A 24,279-nucleotide genomic window follows, 5' to 3' on the forward strand; every position below is an offset into this window, starting at 1 on the left:
ATAAAACAACTAGGGTCTTCGCGTTTATCAAATTCCACACATCTCACACCTACACACAATACACTATATTATCAAAACTTATTCATCCCTCTTATTTTTAAAGTATCTTTTTCGGGAGCATCAATGATCTATCGCTTCTAAAAAAAGAAAATTCATTAGTTTTGGATATCTAAACCGGGAATGTTATTACAATATTTACAGATCAAATCGTCTGGTTTTACCAGTAATTTTAATAGCTGGTTCTAAGATCATCTCTATTTCGAGATGTTTCCTAACAATGAAATAATCATGCAAAGACCAATTTCAGAAGTTTTTTCAAAACCTAACCGAAGTAAGCTTTGGATCGGATTGTTCTTCCTGATCATTGGTCTGTCTGTTTTACAAGATTACTTATTTAGCCAAATTCACGGTACTGGATTTTACATCTCAGATTCTTTACTTTATAACAGTATTTGGTTTTTTCTCGTCCCCTTCACATTTTTAGAAATTTGGATATTGACACTATTTCATTGCAAAAACAATATCTGGTTAGTTCTTTACAGATTGGCAATAAGCAGCATCCTATCTTTGTTGCACATTCTGATCTTCACCTCTTTTTTTGTATCGGTAAGTTATTTTGTTTTCTCTCCTTCACATCGTTTTGTACGCATCTTTACTAATGCTTTATCCAATGAATTTAGTGCTTTGATACTCTACTATTTTATCGCTCCTTTTGTGGTATTTTTTTTAGAAAAGAAGCTTCCAAAAACTACATCTAATCTTATTTATTCCCAAAATTTCAAAGTAAAAACCGGGCTTAAAACCATCGCTATAAGCTCCCAGTCTATTGAAACTATTTCAACAGACAAGCCATATACTGTTATTACTACGAGCACCAATCGTTATTTTGATACTCGAACAATGAAAGTATTCGAAACTCTTTTAAATCCTTCGACATTTTTGCGGGTTAATCGTTCTACAATCATTAATACACATATAGTCAAAGAACTTGTATCGAGAAAGAACGGAGATTACGATGCCTTGCTTTCCAATGGCGAAACCGTTCGTTTGAGCCGACATTACAGAGCAAACTGGCAACATCTACTCCAGTAAGCTTATTTTTCACTCCACAAAGCATTTAACCTCACTGATAATCTTGACAAAAGCTTTCCTTCACAATAATTTTGAGGCAAAACATTACATTTATGAAAACATTGAGAAAATGGGTCGAGGTTTATAAAACTATATGGTTAATCATACCTTTTACTCTTAGTTTCAGTATTCAGGGACAGGTAGACCCAAGATGGTTACGTCACTGGAACGAAGCCGATAAAAAAAAGCCTATAGAAATTCCTGCTGCCAGTAGGATTGCTGCCAAAGACGAACAAGGTATTCCTCTTATTATAAAGGGAAAAATCTATAATCCTGATACTACTCCCGCTGAAGGAATCATCGTGCACTCTTACCACAGAGATGGTAATGGGTTTGATTTTGGAAAAAACGATGTTGAGCTAACAACATGGAGATTGCAGGGATGGGCAAAAACCGATAAAAACGGAAATTTTGAGTTTAAAACAATTAGACCTGCTCCTGATTATTTAGGGCGTGAAGGGGCTCATATCCATTTCACCACGATATCCAAAGAATTTGGCAGGCAATGGGCTCCAAAAGTATTCTTATCTGATGATCCAATGCTTACAGAGAAGCAACATAGTGCCTCAAAAAAAACAGGAAAATTCGGTTGGATTTCCAAAGTCAAAGAGATAAAAGGAATTCAATATATCACAGTAAAAATCCAACTTAAAGAAAAAGGTGATTTTTAAAGTATTTTCTTATTAACAAAAAACAGCAACACAATTAACAGATATTATGTGTACAAAACAGGACAAGAGTCCCCCTTTTTATCAACATATCTTTTTTGGTGAACCCGACAGAATGATTACTAAAACGATCTCTATAACTAAAAACTCATTATCCATAACCCGAAAAACACTCAAAATACACCAACTTACTATATTGTTATCCCTGAACAGTATTACAAATAGAAAGACCCGAAGCAAATTGCTTCGGGTCTCTAAAAAATATTGAAAGTGTGTTACTGTTTGATGATGAACTTCTTCGTTAGTGTTTTATCATTAGATATCACTGAAAAGAAATACATTCCATTTGGCAAACCGTTTAAAGTTACTTTGTTTTCAGATACTTTTCCACTTCTTACCACTTGACCAATATGATTTATAATTCTATAGTTTGAATCTTTAGCATTCTTCATTCGAATCATGATATAGTCTTTTGCAGGAACTGGAGAAAGCACAAATTCAGAAATTCTCAGATCTGTTTTTGCAATAGTACTACTACTATTGATACTATTTAATTGCGTCGTACCTACACAGAAATTTTTAGTATCTTCAGAAGTAAATGATCCACCAGAAGCTAATACTTCACCAGATGCACTATTACTCAGTTCATAAGAACCATTTCCGTAACTACAGCAAATTCCATCTCCATAGGAGTCTTTAAATACCAAAGTATAACATCCTGTATCCAGTGTTTTGGTTATTGTAAGTGTAGAGCCATCAGGTTGCGCTCCATATGTTCCTCCTGAATGCACTACCTGATTATTAGCATCTTTAATTTCCCAGCTGGTTTCTTCGGGATAATTATCAAAAGTAATACGCAGTTTTACATCATATGTAGAAGATGCTCCTGCGGTAGTTACATTTAGTGTATTACTTGCTGCAGATTCATTTCCTGCTGCATCTTTCGCTTTTACCGTAAACTGGTAGGCTGTATTAGCTGTCAATCCAGTAATATTTCTCGTGGTTGCAGTTACTGATCCAAGATTAGTAGCTCCTTGATAGACATCATATCCTACTACACCTACATTATCAGTAGCAGCATTCCAGGATAATGTAAGGGTTGTTTCTGTAACATTAGAAGCTGTTAATCCGGTTGGAGCAGAAGGAGCCTGAGTATCCGCATCAGAACCTCCAATAGCCACAGTATAGTCTTCTACTTCTCCATAAGTAAAAGATTCACATGAAGTTGGTATTCCATTATACTTCATAGATACTCTCATTCTTGTATTTCCGTTTTTCGCTGTTGCAGGTACTGTAAAACTACCACTTACCGGGGTTGTTTGTGAAGCTGCTTTTGTCCATACTTGTTCTCCTGAATCAGCAAAATCCCCATCTTGATTATAATCAATCCATACACTGTACCCTTCATTATACCTGGTTCCAGTCCATGTAGGAGTAATAGTAATAGTATTAGCATTTCCTTTAGACAAGTTAGTAGATTCGGCAGTAAAATCACTATACCCACTACTTGCTCCTGTCGATGTTTTATCAATCGAACCTAGTTTTACATTACTAATATATTCATCACTTACTCTTTGACCATTAGAATTACAGTAATTAAGCTGTACATCTGTCGTTGTAAAATTCACTGAAGCGCTATAGTCAGAAGTAGTTCCATCAGCACATTTACTTCTTACCTGAACTTCATAAGTTGTAGATGGACTCAATCCAGAAATCACTTTAGAGGTTCCATTTTCGGCAGAAGTTGTCCAATTTGTTGTTCCGGTTTGTCTGTAACGAAGGTCATAGGTAGCACTAGCTACCGCTGTCCATCCTATAGTTGCAGTATCTGCGCCTACAGCCGAAGAAGATACTCCGGCAGGTACGGTTGCCGTACATACAGTAGTTGTTTCTGTTAATCCAGTAACAATAAGAGAAAAGTTTTGGCTTCCTCCTGTTAATGTTCCTTTATGAGTAACTGTAATAGTATACGTTCCTGATGCATTGGCTATATCCACTCTCTCAAATGGATCCACTGTATTATCACCTGTACCATTTGTAGTAATGCTAGTAAGTTTATATGGGCTAAATGTAGCAGAACCTTTAGTCACTCTAATGTCTAAATCATTAACTAATACAGCTGTATTAGAATTGGTTGCAGACACAGCTGTCCCTGCTCTATCCGTCCAGGAAATAGAAGCAAGTAATGGGCTACTACCATCGGAATCAACAGTGATAGTATACGTCTGCCCACTAGTAAGTGTTAGTTCTTCTATTTTCGAAGCAGTTCCTTTATTAGTAATAGCTTCTGCAGCAACCTTAGCGTTTAATAATCCCCATCCATGAACGGCGTCAGGTCCAGAAGGACCAATATCATCAGCAGTATGAAGTGCTACCCCTTTTAAGGTGGCTGCTTTCATCAAATTTCCATTATTATTATTGTAATGTTGCTGTAGCAATAAAAGTGTTCCTGTTACATTAGGAGCTGCCATTGAGGTTCCTGTGATGCTCCTGTAAGCAGTATCACTGTTATCAAAAGTTGAATATACTCCTGTACCATTACCCGTAATATCTGGTTTAATTCTATAATCATCAGTAGGACCTTCACTACTACTACTATTAATCGTAACACTATTTAAAGTTCCGTCATTACTAATGTTAGCATCTTGAGCATTTGCAACCACCAGATTATTTTTTGAAACAGAATGACCTGATAATTTATCATACGAAGAATTTCCATCTAATGGTCGTCCATTAGAACTATTATCATTTCCATCATTTCCTGCTGCTACTACCATAAGGTAAAAAGGAGCATTATACATAATTTCATCCCATATTCTAGCTTCTTCAATATAGGCCCCAAAATATTGATCGGGAATTCGATCCGCTCTAAAACCATAAGAATGATTTGACAATATCATTCCATTGGCAGCAGCTGTCGTCGCTTCTGAGCTGTCATTTTCCCAATCGTGTGTTTTAGCTTTTGCCTGAGGTGCCATTCCTTTTGCATTGGCTCGTACCCCAGAAGCTACTATCGTCCCTGTAACATGCTGAGCATGAAAACTATTACCATTAAGTATTGTAACACCATCATTAATAATAACTCTGTTATTCCCTCCTGCACCATCAAATTCCTGATGACTAGGTCTTGTCGCTCCTCCATCCCAAACATGGGCCGTCATACTTTGCCCGTCCAGGTTTAGTCCTAAGGAACCTCCAGAGTTTAAGTGATTTGTTCGTGTAGATTTTGCTGCATCTACATTAAATGTAGTGTAATAGATTGGTGCTCCATCCTTTGCTAATCTTTGTAATTCAGAAAAGCTTCCGTCTGTATTCGCTATTTTAACCTGCCATCCATTTCTTTTGGCAGCTGCCACAGCTTCTTTCTTCTGTAATGCTGCCTTACTTGCTAGTTCAGACTGTAATTGATTTAATTTTACCAGATTACTTTGTTGAATAATCTTTGCCTTTTGCGAAGGGGTCTGAGCGAAAAGCCCACCAGATAAAAATAGTATTGCAGAAGCAATAACTATATTTAATTTTGGCAATACTTGCTCATTAAAACCCCTCAACAAAATAAGGCTTTTGTTAGTTGTTTTCATTGTTGTTGAGTTTGAGTTAATGTTATTTTATCTTTTTTGAATTATTCAAATAAAACACTCTAATTTCTTAAATTATTCGTAACGAAAAAAGTTTTTCGATGAAGAGAAATAAAAATACTGCACAAAACACTAATATTATGATAATGCAACTTTGTTGCAAGAAAAATCTTTCTTTTATTTGATCCTATTTAAACAATTAACACAAAACCAACTGTTAACAAGCAACTTACAATCTTATTATTATTTAAAATCAAGACATGTACCTCAAAAACAACTTACAAGAAGATATCAGAGATTTACAACACATAACAACAGAGAATTTTTTATTCTACCCACCTAATTTTTGTAAGTTTATTGACCAGAAACTAGCCGATCTTTCTTTTACTTTTTTACATAACAGAATTGAAAAAAAAGTATAGATATTCCCCCTGTATCCCAAAAGACAAAAGAACAACTTCCTGATTGTTTGAAGGGGTTTGAAAATTATGTATCAAAAACTGTATTCTTTTGATCTAATTACCTCTAGAATAAAAAGCGTGAAAAACCTTATCAAAAAATTAAGCAGATATAAGTTTGAAATAATAATATTTTCTTCGTGCACCAAGGATAAAGGGGTTTAATAATTTTATATCCATTACAAAAAACTATGATAAACATAGTTAATTAGTATTTTGATCACGCTTTTTCTAATCATAATTTTACAAACTAAAACTCCTAATAAAGAGATGTTTATATATAAAAATATAAGCAGACAAAATTTATTATTAAAAACAATTTTTAAAATTTATCTAAATGAAATTTTACTTATTAACAACTTATTTGTTAGTCATTTCTATTCTATTTATTTCTTGTAACGATGACAATGAACCAAGAGTTGTACAATGGGATTTAGTTTGGGAGATTAACGATTTGCCAAACCCTGAAAGTGTAGCCTTTGATAAGAAGCGTAATGTATTATATGTTTCTAATCAAAAATTAGGGGGAGAAAACGGGGAGGCCTCAATAGGAATTTTATCTCCTAATGGTACCATTATCGAAAAAGAATGGATAACAGGGATGGATGAACCAAAAGGAATTCTAATAATTGATGACAAGCTGTATGTAAGTGATAAAACAGTATTGATTGAGATTGATATTCCTTCAGCAGAAATAATTAATGAATATGAAGGAGAAGGGGCTCAATTTCTTAATGATGTTGCCAAAGATAATACGGGCAATGTCTATGTTTCTGATATGTTTACCTCTGCTATTTATAGATTAGATAAACAAGGTAACTTTAAGCTTTGGCTACAAGATGAAAACCTTCAAAATCCGAATGGACTATGGATTGAAGATAATTACATGTATATTTCAGCCTGGGGTTCTTTTGATGACCAAAACCCTTTAGGAGCATCAAAAGGAACGGTGTTAAAGATAAATATGGCTAATAAGTCTTTTGAACAAATAGGAAAAGATAATATTGGTCACCTAGATGGTATTCATCCTTATAATAATGGTTTTTTACTTTCTGATTGGATAGAAGGTAAAATATTCACATTTGAAAACGGAGTAACGACAAAGATTATTGATACCGAACAAGGATCAGGAGACATTGTTTATTTAACCGAAAATGATATTATTATAGTTCCGATTGCCCCTACAGGAAAAGTATTAGCTTTTTCCCCGATAAAACTATAGACAGGGTTTTGTATACCATAAAATTAGATACATAATAATACATGTTATTTCCTAAATAATATCTAAAAAGCTATGTAGACAGTAATGGGAAACAACATAAAAAATATGTAAAAAGCCAGTATTTATAAAAATAAATACTGGCTTTATCACTTAATTATAATTATCGGGATATGTAATTATTTCACAATACTAAATTCACTTCTTCTGTTTTCCTGATGTTTTTTGGTAGCACATGGAACGTAATTGAGGATACTCTTTCATCGCTGCAATAATCTTTTGTAATTCCACTTCAGCATTTGGTCGGATCTTTGACGTATCCAAATCAAAATAAATCTCTTCTAATGAAAGTAATTTTGCTAAGTCGTCCCCTTCTTCAACTTCTTTCTCCTCTAAAATGCCCCGTCTTTCCATCTTTACTAAAGGTCGTAGAACCCCATGAAACTTTATATTGATCTTGCCTTTTAGCTTTTTGGGAATACTTAAATCCCTATTTCCTTTTACTACATCTTTAGTCTTCAATCTCAAAAACACACCATCACAGCTAAACACAAGAAATCAACTCCAATACTATAAATATCAGACAATCACAACAAAAGACTTTAGGATAAAAATTTCAGAAGTAAGATTCTGAAGTTGTATAAATGAAGTGGTTTAAACTTTTTCAATGAAATCAATCAACACCTTATCGTATAACATTATTAAACAATAAGGTATTGATTGATTCTGTGTATTATAAAAAAGGAAAAAAGAGGTTAATTAACTATTATTTTTTTTATTAGTGTTTCTTCTTCGCCGATAGCATTTACTTTTATACAGTATATTCCTTTTTGAAGTTGATCTAACTCAATTATTTCTGAGTTGCTATGATGAGAAAGCGTTTTTATTTCAAATCCATAAATATCAAACACAGAAATTAAATATGCTTTTGCGTTATCAGAAAGGCTTCCTATATAAGAGACATTATTGTTTCTTTTATAGAATAGTTCTTTGCTTTTTCCTATACCAGGTAAATTTCTTTTTTTACCGGAACATTCTTTTTTCCACTTGCTAATCACGTTTAAATTAGTATCTATATCAAAAATACCTCTATCCGTACACTCTAAAATTTTATTATTTCGTCCTGATATTTCATTAGCTTGTCCAACTTTAATTAAAAATTGATCTGCTCCATTACTCCTGCTAGCATCATTTTTTTTAGAAAAAGAGTGAACTATATTATTATTTAACGTTACGGAATTTGTTTGATCAATTCGAATCAGGTAGTTGTTTTTAGGAACTTTATAAAAGTGATTATCTCTAATAACGATATTGGTATGCTTACCGTTATTGGAACTTTCTGTGGTAAGCCAAATAACTTCATTAATATAATTCTCTATAAAAGTATTGTTATATATATCCCAATTTTTAACCGCTACATTCCCCAAAGCATTATCAGCTTTTATAACTGTTTTTATCAATAATGCCTGACCTCTATTTCGCTCTAGGGTATTACCATATAGTATCCCTCCTTTTGATTGACTTACAATAATTCCTCTTCCATGATTATCTCTGACAGTGTTGTTATAAATTTGTCCTCCATCAGGAAGAATATTCGTATTTCCCGCATGATAGGTTATCCCATCATCAGCTGTTCCATAAATTAAACAATTACTGATTTTTGCTCCTATTTTTCCGTTTTCCACGATAACTCCTCCGGCTAAATTGGAATATATCGCTTTTTTTCCATGAAACTGATCATCCGTTCTTCTTCCAACTTCAACATTGTTAATAACGGTTCGATCACAATCTCCTTTTAACTTGAGAGCAACCCCAGTAGCTCTTGTAATCAAAACATTATCTACTTGCATATTATCTGAATCTTTAATAAAAATAGTAGGCACCCCTATTTTCGCTTTTATTGTTATATATTCTCCAACCAGAGTTGATCGCAATGGACAACAAGAAGTATTTTCTAATTCGATTCGATAAATCGATTTGTCTTTGTCTTTTAGAGTTATTTTTTTGATTTTTAAATGATCCGTTTTATGACTTAACCGAGGATCATTAGCATTACTCGTATAAGCCAATACTGTTACATGATTATTAGCTATATTAGGAAAAATTTTAGGGTTTGTTAATCTAATGGGATCATAAAACCCTTTATGCAACTTCATTTCAATAATATTTGATCTAATATCAGTATTGATAACCGTTCCTTGCGAGGCGTATAGTTTTTTCCTTGTAAAGTGAATGTTGTTTATATGGATATTATCTGATTTTGTAATTTCCAGCCCTAATTGATCAAATTGATTAAATTGAAAAACAGTATGATTTGTGCCTTTTCCCGATAGCTCTAATGTTCCTCTTTTAATGTTATGTATTGCTATTGCAGGAGATGACTCATGTGAAAAAACGTATGTTTTTTCATCAAACAAAACACGTAACTTCCCATTATTTCTTTTAAAATAAAGCTTAGCATCTGTAATAATTTGTTTTAACAAGGCTGTTCCCTGTTGTGGAGTATAATCAGGATACCTATCAGCTACATTCCAAACCTTTGTTTGAGAAAAGGATTGTAAGATCCCGAATAAAATAAAGTAAATAGTAATTTTTTTCATAATAGATTTTGGGTTAAAATGAAGCGCGCAAATGTATCTTTCCTATACACTTACAGACAGTAATTTTCTTCATTTAACTTAACAATATGACTTATTAATATATTTTTATATTTTTTTCAGGTACAGCTCTAATCTAAATAAGCCTAAAGTATGTTGCAGAATTAATACTTCTTTACAAAACACACTGAGATTACCTTTTTCCAACCTTAAAAGGAAGTATAGACGTAATTCTACTTGTGGAAACTCTCCTATACCAAAATTCGGTAGTAAGATTAGTACCAAATTAAATGGGTAACGTAAAAGCGGGAACATACCTTAATGTACGAAGAGGAAATACCCTAATAATAAAACAAGGATACATCTGATATACCAGGTGTAACTCACTCTGTAATAGAAATTCGTTGATCGCTCACTAAGTTGTATCGTAAAAAAATCTTTGTAAGTAGTACTACTTACAAAGATTTTAAATATTAAAATGAACCCGAACTTTCACGGTTCAAACTTTTTGATCGTTTATTATTTTTTTATGAGTTTCTTTATTGATCTATTACCTCCTATATCTATATATTCTACTAAATAAAGCCCTTTTTTATAAGAACCTATATTTATGTTTAATAGACTATCAGTAATAGGATAAGACGAAATTAATACTCCTGTAATATCCAATACCCGGATGATTCCTTTTTTGGGAACTAGTATTGACACCATATCTTTTGACGGGTTGGGAGAAATGGATAGTATAGCTCCAGGATTTAAAACAGGATTTTTACTTCTTAAAATTAAAGTCGCAGAATTACTTTGGGTGAGGTTGATCATTATTATATTGTTCGTCCTATCTATTTCATTAATTATGTTATTGGCATTTATCTCAATAAAAAGGTACCCTTCAGGACTATGGTTAAAACGATTTGGTCTTAAGGTTTGCGAAGTTTTAGGACATAAAGAGAAATTTCCATATATTGGATTCACTTGATTAAACCTAGGGAAAATTTTTCTATCCTTAATTTTATCTAAAAAAATATCTTCCGATAGATAATAATTATAAAAATTATTTTGAACACTTGTATTTGCTACAAGTTCAGAATGTCCTTGTCCTAAATTTTTTATATCAAACTCAACAAGAAAACTATTCGATAAAGTGTTTGCCAAAGTCACGTTTTCAATTACCAAATCAGGTTTTTGGTTTTCTATGAACTGTATTGGTATATCAATTTGGTTATTAAGCTTGCTAATTTCATCGTTATTATTGTTTATTGAAATGGATAAAAAAGATGGTCTATTTAAAATATCATTAATTTCCCCACTAATATCAGTACAAATTGGTCGAATGGAAACATTCTTTATTTGACTTTGATTTATTCCTAATGAGGTAACACTAATACTAGATATATCAAAAGATTTTGAAATATTATCATTGATATCAGTAATTATTTTAAAACTGAGTTGCAAAGAGGAAGATGATATGACTTTATCTCCTCTATTGGTTATTTTAATTTCTATTGGAAAAGTATCCGTAAAATCAATTTCATCAGATATCTCTGACAGAACTTCTATTTTTAAATCAGGCAATAAAAAATCGATATTGGGATCAAAGTTTTTTGCCATTTCTACAGCTGATAGGGCATCCACTCTTTTAAAACCATCACTAGTGATTTTTGCACTTTCTTTTAATATATACTGCACCTGGTAGTTCTTTAAATCCTTGTTAGCTGCCAGCATGAGGGAAGCAATTCCTGCCACATAAGGGGTAGCAATCGAAGTACCAAAGCCATCGATTACATAATCTCCATTAATATTGGTAAATATGTTGGAATTACTTGTCTTTATGCAACTGGTATAACAACTACCAAGAGCACAATTACAAAAACCTGATAACCCTTGATTTATACCTGTAATGTCTGTACTAGGGATTAAAGTCCCGGGAGCCAGAATATCCATTCCCACCCCATAATTACTTCCCCATGAAAGTAAATTACGTCCTTCTTTACGAGTATCCAGATCACAAGAGGTTCTACTTTTTCTTGTATTACAAGGACTTAAAGCTCCCACTCCTATAACCTCTGAATATTGGGCAGGAAAATCTACTTTATTAGTATTGTCATTACCTGTTGCAGCTATTAAGATTGCCCCAGCTTCAATAGCTTCACTTACAGCATTTTTCACTTCTTCTTCTTTAGTGAAATCGGTTGATTTGCCAAGACTCATAGATATGATATTCGCTTTATTACTCCCTCTGTCTTGACTAATAGCATATCGTATCCCTTTAGAAATTTGAATAAACTTTCCAGGACTGGGATTTATCTTAACTGGCATGATCTTGCAATTTTGATCTATACCTGCAATACCAATTCCATTGTTTACTTCTGCGGCAATCAAACCGGCTACATGGGTTCCATGACCACCAGTATCCGTGACATCTGTAATGGTTCCGGTTTCTGTAAAATTCTGTGGGGCTACAATTCTATTAGGGTTTATATCAGGATGATGTATATCCAGTCCCGAATCCAATATCGCTATGGTAATATCTTCTGATCCCTTCGTTATATCCTTCCATACGTCCAGAATATTAGTATCTATATCATTTACCCCAATAGGAGGAGTTATCTCTGCTGTGGCACAATCTGTGTGAAACGAAAATGCATACGGATGGTTTTCTGGACTATTACTACCCAAATTATGATGTCCCCACTGTAGGGTAAACAAAGGGTCATTGGGCAAACTATTAGGGTTGGAAATACAACCATCTATCAATGCATCAAAATCAGCTCCTTTTATCGCATCAAAACCATCGGACAGGGTTATTTCCACTCCTGCATTATATATAGCATTCGCATTAGTTTGTATAGTGTTCACACCTGTAATTGAGTTACTGGACTGAAACAATCTTGTTTGACCTGATAATACATCAGTTGTTACAGTTAGATTTTCTGGACAATCCGAGGATTGTGAAAAAGAGTAATTATATATCAATAATAGAATTACTCCTAAAAAATTATATAACCTATTCATAATTTTAAATTTTAGAAGAATTTATCAAACCCTTTAACTGAACATTTTCACTTTCCAGAGCATAAACTTTTTTGTTAATTTCTATAAGATATAATGTTAACTCTTCTATTTTCTGCAAAAGTTTGGCATTCATTTCACCAATATTGATTCCTTTCTCTTTTACTTCTTTTGCTGATGGAATATTAGGTAAGTGGCCTTCTTTTTTGATATGGTTTTCTATTTCTTTTAAGGTTTTAAGACTATAATCAGGAGAGAATACATAATCTGGCCAACTTTCATATGTTCTGATTTTTAGTTCCTCGGTGATAATATTTCCTTTTACTGCAAGCTTATAACCATTGGTATTGTTAACTCCTATACCGACTTCACCATTAGTTTTTACAATAAAACGATTTCCTGCTCGTCCTACTTGAAATGTCCCATCAGTTCTCATAATTCCTCGATTATGGTAGAAGCTCTTATTACCTGAAGTTCGAATCCAACTGTTATCAATCATTTTAAAACCTCCACCATAATCAGAAAAAACAACACCTTTGTTTCCTTTTAATTGCAAGGTTCCATCGTTTTTGATACGCATACATTCATTTCCATTAGTAGCACTTGCTGTTGACAGAGTTCCAAATACAATGTCTTTACCTCCTCCACTTCTAATATTAAAATCTCCTATTAGTGAAGTAGTATGATAATGCCCATTTATAGTAGATAATCCGATACCTGCCAGACTTAAATTGTTGGTAGATATCGGAGAAAATATAATCCCCGGAGCAGCTCCTGAGATTAAAGTAATATTGGGAGTACTGCCATGAATATGTAATTTTTGTTGTGGGTTTAAAGTCCCGATGCCTATATTCCCATTTGACGGAAATGTATTTTGACCATAACCAACAAAAAAACAGACGGTTAACATAAAAAACGAAACGGTATTTATTGAATTTCTCATGAGTATTTTGAATTTATTTGTGAAACATTTACTTTATTTTCTATTCTTTCTTTTTTAGGGGGGATATAAAGATTTTTCAGAGTATATTTTAATCTCCTATAATGACTTGTAGGTTAAAATCGAGGCAAAACATGAATTAGATGGTTTCTACCTGTAATCACATAATCGTATCAAGAAATAAATGATTAAACGATCTATGCAAAAGCTGATATACTAATTAATTATTGTTATAAAACCTGTAGTATAGCTAGCATTGCAGAAAGAATGACCAACCAATGGATAATAATATTGATGTATAATTTTCTTTTAGAAACTACGTAAATGAGTCCCATAATTATCCCTGTTATAAAAAACCACCAAAACTGATCTAAGGATTTTAAACCATGTTGAAAAACGAATGGAATAGCAGCTATCAGAATGGCACTCCATTTATTTATGTTATGATTTTCTAGTCCATTAATCGCAAAACCTCTGTATACAAACTCTTCTGAAATACCCGCAACTAATCCCGCTATTATAAATATGAATCGTTGTAGAGATGTTTTAGGAGTAAGGTTCGAAAAATCAGATAGTGAATTCAGTTTAGTGCTGGTAATATCAATAGAAGCTAATAAATATTCTATTACACCAAATAATATAAAGGCAAAAATCAGATACCCCAGAATAAAATATAAAGTTTCTTTTTTATTAAATCTGTAGCCAATATCATTGAAACTTAAACATGAAGAATTTAATATTCTTTTTATTATGACAATTTGAACTAAATACCAAACTATAATAATCCCCCAAAAAACACTAAAAAAATCTACCTGTTTAAAAGTAAGAAGGTCTCTTCTTAAAAGGAGCAATGAAATTATTGAAGAAATTATAGGAAAGCCCAAAAGAATTACTAGTAATCTGGATTTAGGAATAACAGATCTATTTTTTACTATTCTATTCATGACACTAAAAGCTGTTTTTAACCTGCTTTATATTAACAGGTTACTGTGTTTAAAAATAACTTCTCTTGTCAAATGTAATTTGTAATGATTAAACAAAAGTTACCATTTGTTAATTGTCATAAAATTAATTCTGAACGAATTCTACTAAGGCTTTGTGGTGTAATCCCTAAATAAGAAGCAATGTATTTTAAGTTTATATGCTTATCAGTTCCATTTTTCTTAATAATTTCGAGATATCTTTCTTTAGCTGTTTTGGTTAAAAGATCTATCTGTTGCTGTTGCTTTTCGATATAGGCTGATTCAAGTGCCAGCCTTGAAACTTCTTCCCCATAGTTTCCTTTTTCAAATACCCGTTGGAAGCTTTGATATGAAACTCTAAAAATCTTACTATCCTCAAACAGTCTTACTTCTATTGGGGATGCTTTTTGTAAAGTAAAAGAAATAAAGTCATTTATCGCATCATTTCTAAAGCTAATGTCTGTACAAACAAAATTATTTTTATCCCAAAGAAGATTCCCTCCACTTCCTTCAAGAACAAATCCCAAATACCTTTCTATACTGTTCGACTCTTTTAGAACAGTCTCTTTCGGGAATTCTATTACTTCTCCTAAGGTTGCAAAATTTTCCCAAACTTGAAGATTTAGATTAATAATGGGATCAAAATATTGTTTTAAAAAAGCTCCTAACATTTTTTAAAATTATTAATAAAAGATACAAAAAAATTAATGCCTTAGCTCCCAAAATATAGATAGTAGTGGGATATAAACTTTGAATCTATTAAAAATAGATCTTTATAATTTATTAAAAAAGTAAATAAAAAATGGAGATCATCTTCGGTAATCTGGTGAGATCCATTTTATGGAACAATTTATTGAAACGCTGTATACAAAAAAAATAAAACCCTTGTAAACAACTATATACACAAGGGTTTTATCCTAACTAACAAACTCAACTGTAACTATATTAATACTATTTTATTTTAGTTTTACTAATTTTTCTTTGAAAACAATTCCTCCTGAATTAGGGTCTTTAATAAGGAGGAAATATAAATTTTCATTTAAAAAACTTAAATCTAACATTGTATTATTTCCTTCTTCTTTAGTCTTTAGATGAGTGTTATATACTTTTCTTCCTCTTAGATCATGAATACTGATCTCTAAATCATTTTTATAAAAATTATCAGGAATTTTTATATGAACAATATCCTTAACAGGATTCGGAGAGATAATTAATTTTTCTTTTTCTAATGTTTGATCTTCATCGAGACTATTATCTGATTTATTGGTTATATCATTAGAAACCGTAAAAAAAGTATATTCAGGTTCATCTTCATTATATTGCGATTTAAATACCCAATATTTATTTGGTCCAAAATCACCATTATCAAAAGTTACTTTTTCAGACCAAAAAGTCCATTCCTTATTCTCAATAGTCCCTCCCCATTCTCTATATAAAGTTCCATCAGGGGAGTATATTTCTCCCTGGATTTGATCTCCTACATTTGCATCATGAAAATATGTTACAAATGTTCTTTCTTCTCCTTCCTTAAAATCTCTATTCTCAGTTGTGGTATTATGAAAAAAATCTCCATTAGGATCAAAATCCAATATTTTTAACCCTAATATCTTCCTGTACTCAACATAAAAATAAGTCTTAGAAATACTTGTATCTCCAAGTTTTGCTTCATAATAGTACCACCCTCCATCAGTAGCCCAGACATACCCCCAAAAATTCCTGTTTCTCAAAGGTTCTGTTACTATACTTGGATCCCATCCAAAAAGAAGCTCATTATTTTTTACTTTTCTAACTTCATTTTCAAACTTTAGCTCTGGTGTTTGATTTGCGATATAAGAAGTTACCCATATCTGTTCTCCACTTTTAAACCTATAATGTGAGTAAATTGTCTCTGGATCACTACATTCATCTACAGTTTCTACTCCATTTGGAATTCCTCCTCCTACTGTTACTGGGTTAAGCTTTGGGTAATGACGATGTACGCCTCCTCCTATTACAATAGGATTTAAATAACTTTGTTTTGTTTCCCACAAATCATGAAGATAGGGGTCTAATATTTCTCCGTTTTTTTGTATTTCAAAATGTAAATGAGGAGCATCAGAATATCCGGCACTACCTATATTCCCTAGAAACTCTCCTTTTTTTACAGTTTGCCCTACTGCTTTTCTTGTTAATGAATATTTCTCTAAATGTGCATATATAGTAATTGTACCATCGTAATGCCTTACTTTTACTACATTCCAGGGAGCATTCTCGTCAATATCAGCTAATACACCGCAATTTCTATCAAAGTTTCCATCTACTTTTTCAATAATAATTCCATCTTCTGCCGCCACTGCAAATGCTAATCCCATATCCATTGTAAGCCACGGGTATGGCCACAGTGCAAAATCTGTACCTCTATGACTATCATACGTCCATTCTCCACCTCCCCAATCTTTGATAGAGTTTATACTAGGATCTTGGTCAACATAGTTGGTTATAAAATATAAAGTGTTATACCCGTATGGTAAATATCTTAATTCTATTGGAATTCGAAATTTTAATAAACAATGATTATTTTTTGAAGAATTGAAAACTCTACTTTGATCACCATCGTCTTGATATTCATTTTTCTTTTCTAATAATTTGTGTGTGTGATGTGATTGAATTGCAAAAATACTGGTCGATATGACCATGGCTAGTAAAAATGTTGCTTTTTTCATTACGTTTGTTTTAAAAATAGTTTTGTATGAATTGTTTTTTAGAGCAGTTTTTTTTTATGAACACTAAACATATAATTGTTTAATAGTGTTAAATTGGTGTCCACCCCACCTGACAAAATTTAAATTTTGGATAGCTTGTAGTAAATGTTCTGATAATTTATTTTATTCGGATTGAATTACTTCAATTCATAAATACTCGAAGTTATTTCTTGTCTATATAGTAAATTGATACTATAAGTATGTTATGTTTTAAAATACAGATTTAATATACTTTTCAGTAATTGTAAAATCCCCATCTGTGGGATGCGAACATTGATAAGTCACTGTAATTTCTCCTCCAGGTGTATAGGTTCCACTACCCCCTGTAATATCAAAGGTATAGCCTCCCGGAGTGCTATAAGAGGTAATCGGCACTACAGTTATAGTGGCATCTGTACACGAAAACTCGAAGAAAACAGGTTGAGAATCAGTCCACCCATAAAAATTAGTACTCGACATTCTATTTGTTATATTAGGATCCAACTGTAACCACAAATCATTTCTATTATCCCAATTCCAGGAATATCCAAAACTATCGCCTGTAGTAATACTATACTTTCCTGAATAAGAGGTCAAATCCTCATTACAATCAGGAACAGGTAATTTTTTAATATTGAGAACAAACGTACTTAAGTTACTGGATTCCATACTCATACCATTAGCCTCTATCTGAAATACAGCTGTAGCTCTTTCTTCTTCTTCTAATTTATCAGGGTAAATAGTAATTTCAAAACTAGTACTACTACTATTTGTAGGGATATTGATTGAGGAAGGAAAGCTAATCTTTTCTTCTGGTAAAGTAAGGTTTGTTTCATCTAGTTTAATCTCTGAAGTGATTACATTTTCTTGTTGTTGTCCTATTAATTGAATATCAACTGTAATTGTTTTCTCTAAAACCTCATCATAAGCAAACTCTTCTGTAGCTTCTCCTATGGAAAAGGCAAGTATTGAATTACCTTTATATAGGTAATTTTCTTCTTTAACACAAGAACATATGCTTATAAAAATTAAAAGTATTGCCCATATATTTTTCATAATATATTGTTTTTGGATTAGTAACCCGGGTTTTGAATAAGATTGTCATTAACATCAGTTTCAGAGACAGGTATATTTGCCAATACCCTAAAATCTTCATAAGAAATATTACATTCTTGTGTACAATCTATGTTTAGTATCCCTTTAGAAATATCGAGTCCTCTTCTTTTAAGGTCAAATATTCTATGACCTTCAAAAGCCAATTCTATTCTCCTTTCTTTAAGAACAGCATTAATGATTTCTTCTTTAGAACCCACCGATTCATTAGGCAATCCAGCTCTATTTCTTATTTTGTTCAGATCATTTATTGCCCCAGATAAGTCATTATTTTCTGCCAAAGCTTCTGCTCTATTCAAGAAAATTTCAGAGAGACGTAGTAATGGGATATTGTCCAAACCAAATGCACCTTGATACCCCAAATATTTTCCAATAAAATTTACATTTTCTCCTGATTTAATAGCAGGAACGTATAAGTTTAGTCTTATATCGTCAGTTTCATGTAGGCTATATAAATCATCTCTTACTACAAAATCACCATATCCAATACCAGTATTGGTATCAATATAAAAAAGCCCTTGTAATGAACCATTTAACCCAGGGTTCTCTATATCACTGTAAGACAATCCAAAAATTGTTTCTGAAGCTTCCGAAAATATTGAAGAATAATCATCTGTTTCAATATCGAAACCTACATTTTGAATAACATAATTTGCTGCAATAATAGAATTTTCCCAATCTTTTTGATAAAGGTATATTCTAGAAAGCAATCCTTGTACAGCTACTTTAGAAGCTCTATTTGATACTCCTGTGGTTACTCCTATTAAATCAAAAGCATTGGTAAGACTTGTTATTATGTGTTGATATACTTGATCTATCGAATTACGGGCTGGTAGTGCAAATATATCCGAAGGATTTGTAATAATGGGGATTCCCAATGGCTCTCCTACCAAATGATTTGGGTTACGGGCATAAGCTCTGACCAGATCAAAATGAGCTAATGCTCTTAGAAATAGCGCTTCGCCTTTTAATTGTTTTTTTTGATCTTCTGTAGCATCTGGTAGATTATCTACTCCTTCTATTACAAAATTGGCAGAATTAATGGTTTCATATGCGTTTTGCCAAAATGTAAAATGTGCGTAGGGTTGATTTTGGGATATTCCATTTAACCGGGAAGTATTGTTTATAGTCTGCCTAATATTATCTGCTAATCCATCTGCAATCACAATGAAATCCCGTTGGTAATAATCAACTCTTCGAAGTCTATCATAGGCTCCTAGTAAAGTAGCCTCTGCACTTTCAAAATCACTAACTGCTCTTTCATTAGATACTCTATCATTTGGTTCTGTTTCCAAAACATCATCACATGCAATCAAAATACACATTAATAGAAAAGACCAAATAATATTCTTGTATAAAGTGTTCATAATTATTCTTTTTTAAAATCCAATATTAACTCCCAATATGTATGATTTGGCTTGAGGATAATCTCCCGTATCATCTCCTCCTAAAAGCTCCGGATCTCTTCCCGAATATGGAGTATAGGTAAAAAGATTATTACCACTTAAATAAACCGTCATACTCTGAAGGTTCAAGTTTTTTAGTAAGAGTTCTGGAAAATCATATGATATATTTATTTGTTTCATGCGGATGTAATCTCCTTTTTCAATATGTTTGGAGCTATAGGCATTACCTGGTCGTGCATCATAAACAAAGCCATTTAAAGCTATAGGTACATCAGTAATATCACCTGGTTTTTGCCACCTATTTAATTCACTTCGCTGTTGATTTCGATCAGCAAAACTTCCTGAAGCTCTTGTAGAAAATGCCAAACGATTTCTGATATAATTTCCTCCTGAATATTGAAATAATACAGAAAGACTGAGTCCTTTATAGGAAAAATTATTTGTGAATCCTCCATAATACGTAGGGATACTTCCTCCTACTACAATACGATCATCATCAGTTGGGTTAAAAGTAAGCTCTCCATTTCTATCATAGTACATAGGTCTTCCATCAGCAGGATTTACGCCTGCCCATCGTATAGCATACCATGATCCTAAGGATTCCCCCACCCTATGAACTAAACCAAAATCATCATCATTAATTTGTTCTACCTCCCCAGATAAAGCTTTTACCTCATTATGAACCATACTCAAATTAAAACCTGTTGACCATCTAAAGTTTTTGGTTTTAATATTTATCATATTCAGAGATAGTTCAATACCTTTATTTTCTATTTCACCAACATTATCAAAAACACGATTATAGCCACTAGTGGTTGCTAATGGTCTTTCTAACAATAAGTCATTTGTAGTTCGGGTATAATAATCCGCAGAAGCTTCAACCCGCCCATCAAATAACTTTGCATCAAACCCAATATTAAAAGTTTCAGACTCTTCCCAAGCCAAATTAGGGTTTGCTACTGTATCAGGTAGCAAAACACCTCTTCCTACAAACGTACTAGTGGCAAAGAATCCTCTTGAAGCAAAATTGTCTACATTAGCATTACCAGTAACTCCATAACTACCTCTAATTTTTAATTCGGTAATAGCATCTTGAAATCTGCTCATAAATTTTTCAGAAGAGATAAGCCATCCTAGAGAAATTGCAGGAAAAGTTCCCCATCGATTGTCTTTTCCAAATCTTGAAACTCCATCTCTTCTTATAGTTCCTGAAAAAATATATCGATCATCGAAGACATAGTTTATTCTTCCAAAAACACTAGCCATTCTCCATTCTGTATCGAAACCATCTATTTGCTGAACAGAAGCATTTCCTTCTGAAGTCAATGATGAAACTATAAACTCAGTTCCGGTAGCCGAAAAGAAGTTTCGTTTTTCTTGCCGATAATTTACACCAACAAGTGCATCAAATTTATGCACATCATTAAACATCTTGTCATAAGTCAATAGTTGGTCGATCTGCCAATTGAGGTTTCTATTATTGCTTGTTACTATTTCCCCGTTTGAACTTGCTCCTACATTGGCTTTGGGACTAGCAAAATATTTATAATTATTAGTAAGAAAATCTAATCCAAATTTTGATGTATAGATGAAATTTTTTGAGAATTCATAATCTGAAGAGAAAGAACTCAAAATTTTATAAGTAGTTGAGGATTCATCAAACAAACTAGGAACTTTATTTACGAGTGGATTTTCAGAATATAATCCAAAAAGAGGCTCTCTTATAGTACCGTCTTCATCATAAGGGTTATTTGTAGGAACAATAAAAGCAGACGCTATTGCAGGATTATTAAAGAAAAAACCATCATCTCTAGTTGCTTGATTCTGAGTTAAACTAAAATTAGTAGACAAACTAGTTCTAAATTTAGTTCCCAAACCATTATCAAGATTAAATCGTAAGGTTCCACGTTCGAAACCTGTACCAATTACATGTCCTTCTGTTTTATTATATGACCCTGATGCAAAATATCTTGTTCTCTCAGCTCCACCTGATACTGAAAGCTGATAATTACTTACTAATGCTGTAGTAAATAAAAGGTCTTGCCAATCATAATTAGGAGCATCTGAAGGGTTCCCTAAAAACGCTAGCTGATCTTGATATTGGTTACTGTTTGTCCCATAGCGATTAGCATATCCTTCTAGTACCAAAGCAGTCCATTCAGGACCAGTCAAAAGATCAAGTCTGTTTATTACACTATTAATCCCCCAATGTGCATTTAGGTTTATTTTTGTTTTACCTCCTGTTGATCCTCTTTTTGTAGTGATAATGACTACACCATTTGCAGCCTGGGCTCCATAGATAGAAGCTGAAGCGTCTTTTAATATATCTATAGAAACTATATCATTTGGATTAATGGTTGATAGTACATTCTCTTGAGTATTAACCTGTGAAAATTGTCCCTGTACTACTTGTACACCATCTACGATATATAAAGGGTTATTTCCTGAGTTAATAGAACCTATCCCGCGAATTCGAACTTGAGTTGCTCCTCCTGGTGCTCCAGAATTAACAATTTGTACTCCAGTGGCACGCCCTTGTATAGCTTTATCAAAACTTTGTATTGAAGTATTTTCTAATTCGTCAAACTCAACTTGTGTAATAGCTCCGGCAATTTCTCTTTTAGCTTTAGAGCCATATCCTACAACCACCACTTCTTCTAATGCACTTGTATCTTCTTCAAGGACGATTTCAATTGTTGAGCGCCCTTTTATTTGAATCTCTTTGTCTTCAAACCCAACATATGAAATTTCTAATATTGCTCGATTATTCGTTAGTATAAGACTAAACACCCCATTAAAATCTGTAACCCCTCCTTGATTTGTCCCTTTAACTAATACGGAAGCCCCCATCAGAGGATAACCATTTTTATCTTTTACGGTTCCATTAACAGTAAATCCCTGTGCACCATTACTTTGTGAAGAAAGTGACCTTTTTTTACCTTTCTTGTTGATATGAACTCCTTCTTTTTCTAATTTTTCAATCTCTGATAAGTGATACAGAGCTTTTTCTAGATATTTACGCCCTCTTTTTGTATTTTCATAAACCACATAGTATTTATTCTCAAAAGACTTGTAATTAAAATTTGTTTTTTTGAGTAATCTTTTGATGGTAACCTCTATTTTTTCATTATCATTAACATCAAAGTCAATTAATACATTATCAAGCTTTGCCGAATTATATGTAAAGAACACTTTATATTTTTGACCTAACTCATCCAAAATCTCTGAAAGAGGCCTACTCTTTGAGTAATTTTTAGCCTCTATTGGAAGAGTTCCTACCATAATAAAACAATAACAGAAGAAGATATATTTAAGATCTTTTCTCATAATTAGTACTTTGTTTTAACGCCTAAAAAAGGGGTATTTATGTTGGTTAATTGTTTTGTCTGACAATTAGTTTGTTCTTATCTTTTATTATTTCAACATCAAGTGAAATTTCAAGAATAGGAATCACTATATCTAAGTTTTTCATAGGAATCCCAATTTTACGAGTCTCATTGTATAAGCTTTCGTCTTCTAATTCTATATTTACACCGTAGATATTTTCTATTTCTTTAAAAATTTTATCTACAGTATCGTTCATCTGTAGTGTTCCTGTTCTCCAGGAAGTATATGATTCTTGAGGAACTTTATTACGGCTAATAATTGTTTGTTTTTTAGAAGAATATGTAATAAAATCTCCTGGATAGAGATATTCTTCCTTATTATTCATTAAGAGTTTTATTTTTCCTTCTTTTAAAAAAACTTTGGTAAGATCCCCTCTGGATTGAACATTAAATTCTGTTCCTAGAACTTCAATAGTTAGATCATTAACAATAACCTGAAATTTACTATGTGTTGTAAGGTTCTTTTCTACATCAAAAAATGCTTCCCCTTCCAACCAAACCTTACGAGTATCTCGATCTTTCCAGTCTTTTGATAACTTTAATGTTGAATTTGCATTTAATTCTACAACGGAAGCATCCGGCAGTTTAACAGTTTGCCATTCTGCATAGTCGGTGGTGTAGTTTTTATTAAATTCATAACTTGACTTATAGAAAAAATATCCTAAAAAAAACAGTACTGCAAATGAGGCTGCAATTGCAAGATGTTGATTTCTTTTATTGAATAAAACCTTTCTTTTTGATCTTAATGACAGAGGAAGTTTCTTGTTAGCTAATTCAAATACATCGGTGAGTTCTAGTTGTATTTCTTCATGAGTTTTATCGTATTGTTCAAAATAGGATTTTCCAGAAAGTAAAAACATTTTTGCTTCATCTACTATCGCTTGTTTTTCTGGGTATTTTTTTAAAAATCCTTTCCAAAAATCATTATTTGATGAAGAAGGAGTATACACCCAACTCTGAAATTCAGTATTTTCTACTAATTCTTCAAAATCCATTTCTTTATATATTTCAAAATAGCTCATACCAAAATAAATATCACTTTAAGAGAATTTATTTAAACACTCCTGATCTAATTTTTAAGGAGTTTTATAT

At 32.5% G+C, this 24,279-nt stretch carries 15 protein-coding genes; 3 read left to right on the forward strand and 12 right to left on the reverse strand.

Annotation, left to right across the window (positions count from 1 at the left end; all coding sequences use genetic code 11):
• Positions 1-288: 288 nt before the first annotated feature.
• Positions 289-1,092, forward strand: a complete 804-nt coding sequence (locus ACFSTE_RS11430; RefSeq protein ID WP_378256955.1) for a LytR/AlgR family response regulator transcription factor — start codon at positions 289-291, stop codon at positions 1,090-1,092.
• Between the two features lie 92 nt (positions 1,093-1,184).
• The gene (locus ACFSTE_RS11435) at positions 1,185-1,802 is read left to right on the forward strand and encodes a dioxygenase family protein (RefSeq protein WP_378256957.1); all 618 of its coding nucleotides are present in this window, start codon (positions 1,185-1,187) and stop codon (positions 1,800-1,802) included.
• Positions 1,803-2,074: 272 nt separating this feature from the next.
• On the opposite strand, the gene ACFSTE_RS11440 is transcribed toward ACFSTE_RS11435, so the two are convergent.
• Complete coding sequence (locus tag ACFSTE_RS11440; protein WP_378256959.1) at positions 2,075-5,380, reverse strand: GEVED domain-containing protein; 3,306 nt, start codon at positions 5,378-5,380, stop codon at positions 2,075-2,077.
• A gap of 792 nt (positions 5,381-6,172) precedes the next feature.
• Here ACFSTE_RS11440 and ACFSTE_RS11445 point away from each other — a divergent pair.
• On the forward strand, positions 6,173-7,057 hold the full coding sequence (locus ACFSTE_RS11445; RefSeq protein ID WP_176028921.1) for an SMP-30/gluconolactonase/LRE family protein: 885 nt from the start codon (positions 6,173-6,175) through the stop codon (positions 7,055-7,057).
• A 195-nt stretch (positions 7,058-7,252) separates the two neighbouring features.
• Here ACFSTE_RS11445 and ACFSTE_RS11450 read toward each other — a convergent pair whose 3' ends face one another.
• From ACFSTE_RS11450 to ACFSTE_RS11500, 11 genes are all read right to left on the reverse strand, one after another.
• Positions 7,253-7,582: a hypothetical protein gene (locus tag ACFSTE_RS11450; RefSeq protein ID WP_378256961.1), complete on the reverse strand. Its 330-nt coding sequence runs from the start codon at positions 7,580-7,582 to the stop codon at positions 7,253-7,255.
• Positions 7,583-7,809: 227 nt separating this feature from the next.
• Positions 7,810-9,654, reverse strand: a complete 1,845-nt coding sequence (locus ACFSTE_RS11455; RefSeq protein ID WP_378256963.1) for a right-handed parallel beta-helix repeat-containing protein — start codon at positions 9,652-9,654, stop codon at positions 7,810-7,812.
• A gap of 516 nt (positions 9,655-10,170) precedes the next feature.
• Entirely contained in the window at positions 10,171-12,663 is a 2,493-nt protein-coding gene (locus ACFSTE_RS11460; RefSeq protein WP_378256967.1) for a S8 family serine peptidase, read from the reverse strand.
• 4 nt (positions 12,664-12,667) lie between these two features.
• On the reverse strand, positions 12,668-13,603 hold the full coding sequence (locus ACFSTE_RS11465; protein ID WP_378256969.1) for a hypothetical protein: 936 nt from the start codon (positions 13,601-13,603) through the stop codon (positions 12,668-12,670).
• Between the two features lie 227 nt (positions 13,604-13,830).
• Positions 13,831-14,544: a CPBP family intramembrane glutamic endopeptidase gene (locus tag ACFSTE_RS11470; RefSeq protein WP_176028917.1), complete on the reverse strand. Its 714-nt coding sequence runs from the start codon at positions 14,542-14,544 to the stop codon at positions 13,831-13,833.
• A gap of 116 nt (positions 14,545-14,660) precedes the next feature.
• The gene (locus ACFSTE_RS11475) at positions 14,661-15,233 is read right to left on the reverse strand and encodes a Crp/Fnr family transcriptional regulator (protein ID WP_176028916.1); all 573 of its coding nucleotides are present in this window, start codon (positions 15,231-15,233) and stop codon (positions 14,661-14,663) included.
• Positions 15,234-15,518: 285 nt separating this feature from the next.
• Positions 15,519-17,264: a peptidoglycan DD-metalloendopeptidase family protein gene (locus ACFSTE_RS11480; protein ID WP_378256973.1), complete on the reverse strand. Its 1,746-nt coding sequence runs from the start codon at positions 17,262-17,264 to the stop codon at positions 15,519-15,521.
• Between the two features lie 249 nt (positions 17,265-17,513).
• Positions 17,514-18,338, reverse strand: coding sequence for a hypothetical protein (locus ACFSTE_RS11485; RefSeq protein ID WP_378256975.1), 825 nt, complete (start codon positions 18,336-18,338; stop codon positions 17,514-17,516).
• 17 nt (positions 18,339-18,355) lie between these two features.
• Complete coding sequence (locus ACFSTE_RS11490) at positions 18,356-19,762, reverse strand: RagB/SusD family nutrient uptake outer membrane protein (protein ID WP_378256977.1); 1,407 nt, start codon at positions 19,760-19,762, stop codon at positions 18,356-18,358.
• Between the two features lie 12 nt (positions 19,763-19,774).
• Complete coding sequence (locus ACFSTE_RS11495; RefSeq protein WP_378256979.1) at positions 19,775-23,128, reverse strand: SusC/RagA family TonB-linked outer membrane protein; 3,354 nt, start codon at positions 23,126-23,128, stop codon at positions 19,775-19,777.
• Positions 23,129-23,174: 46 nt separating this feature from the next.
• Positions 23,175-24,209, reverse strand: a complete 1,035-nt coding sequence (locus ACFSTE_RS11500) for a FecR family protein (protein ID WP_378256981.1) — start codon at positions 24,207-24,209, stop codon at positions 23,175-23,177.
• Between the last annotated feature and the right edge of the window lie 70 nt (positions 24,210-24,279).

The organism is Aquimarina hainanensis (assembly GCF_042684685.1).
Classification (GTDB): domain Bacteria; phylum Bacteroidota; class Bacteroidia; order Flavobacteriales; family Flavobacteriaceae; genus Aquimarina; species Aquimarina hainanensis.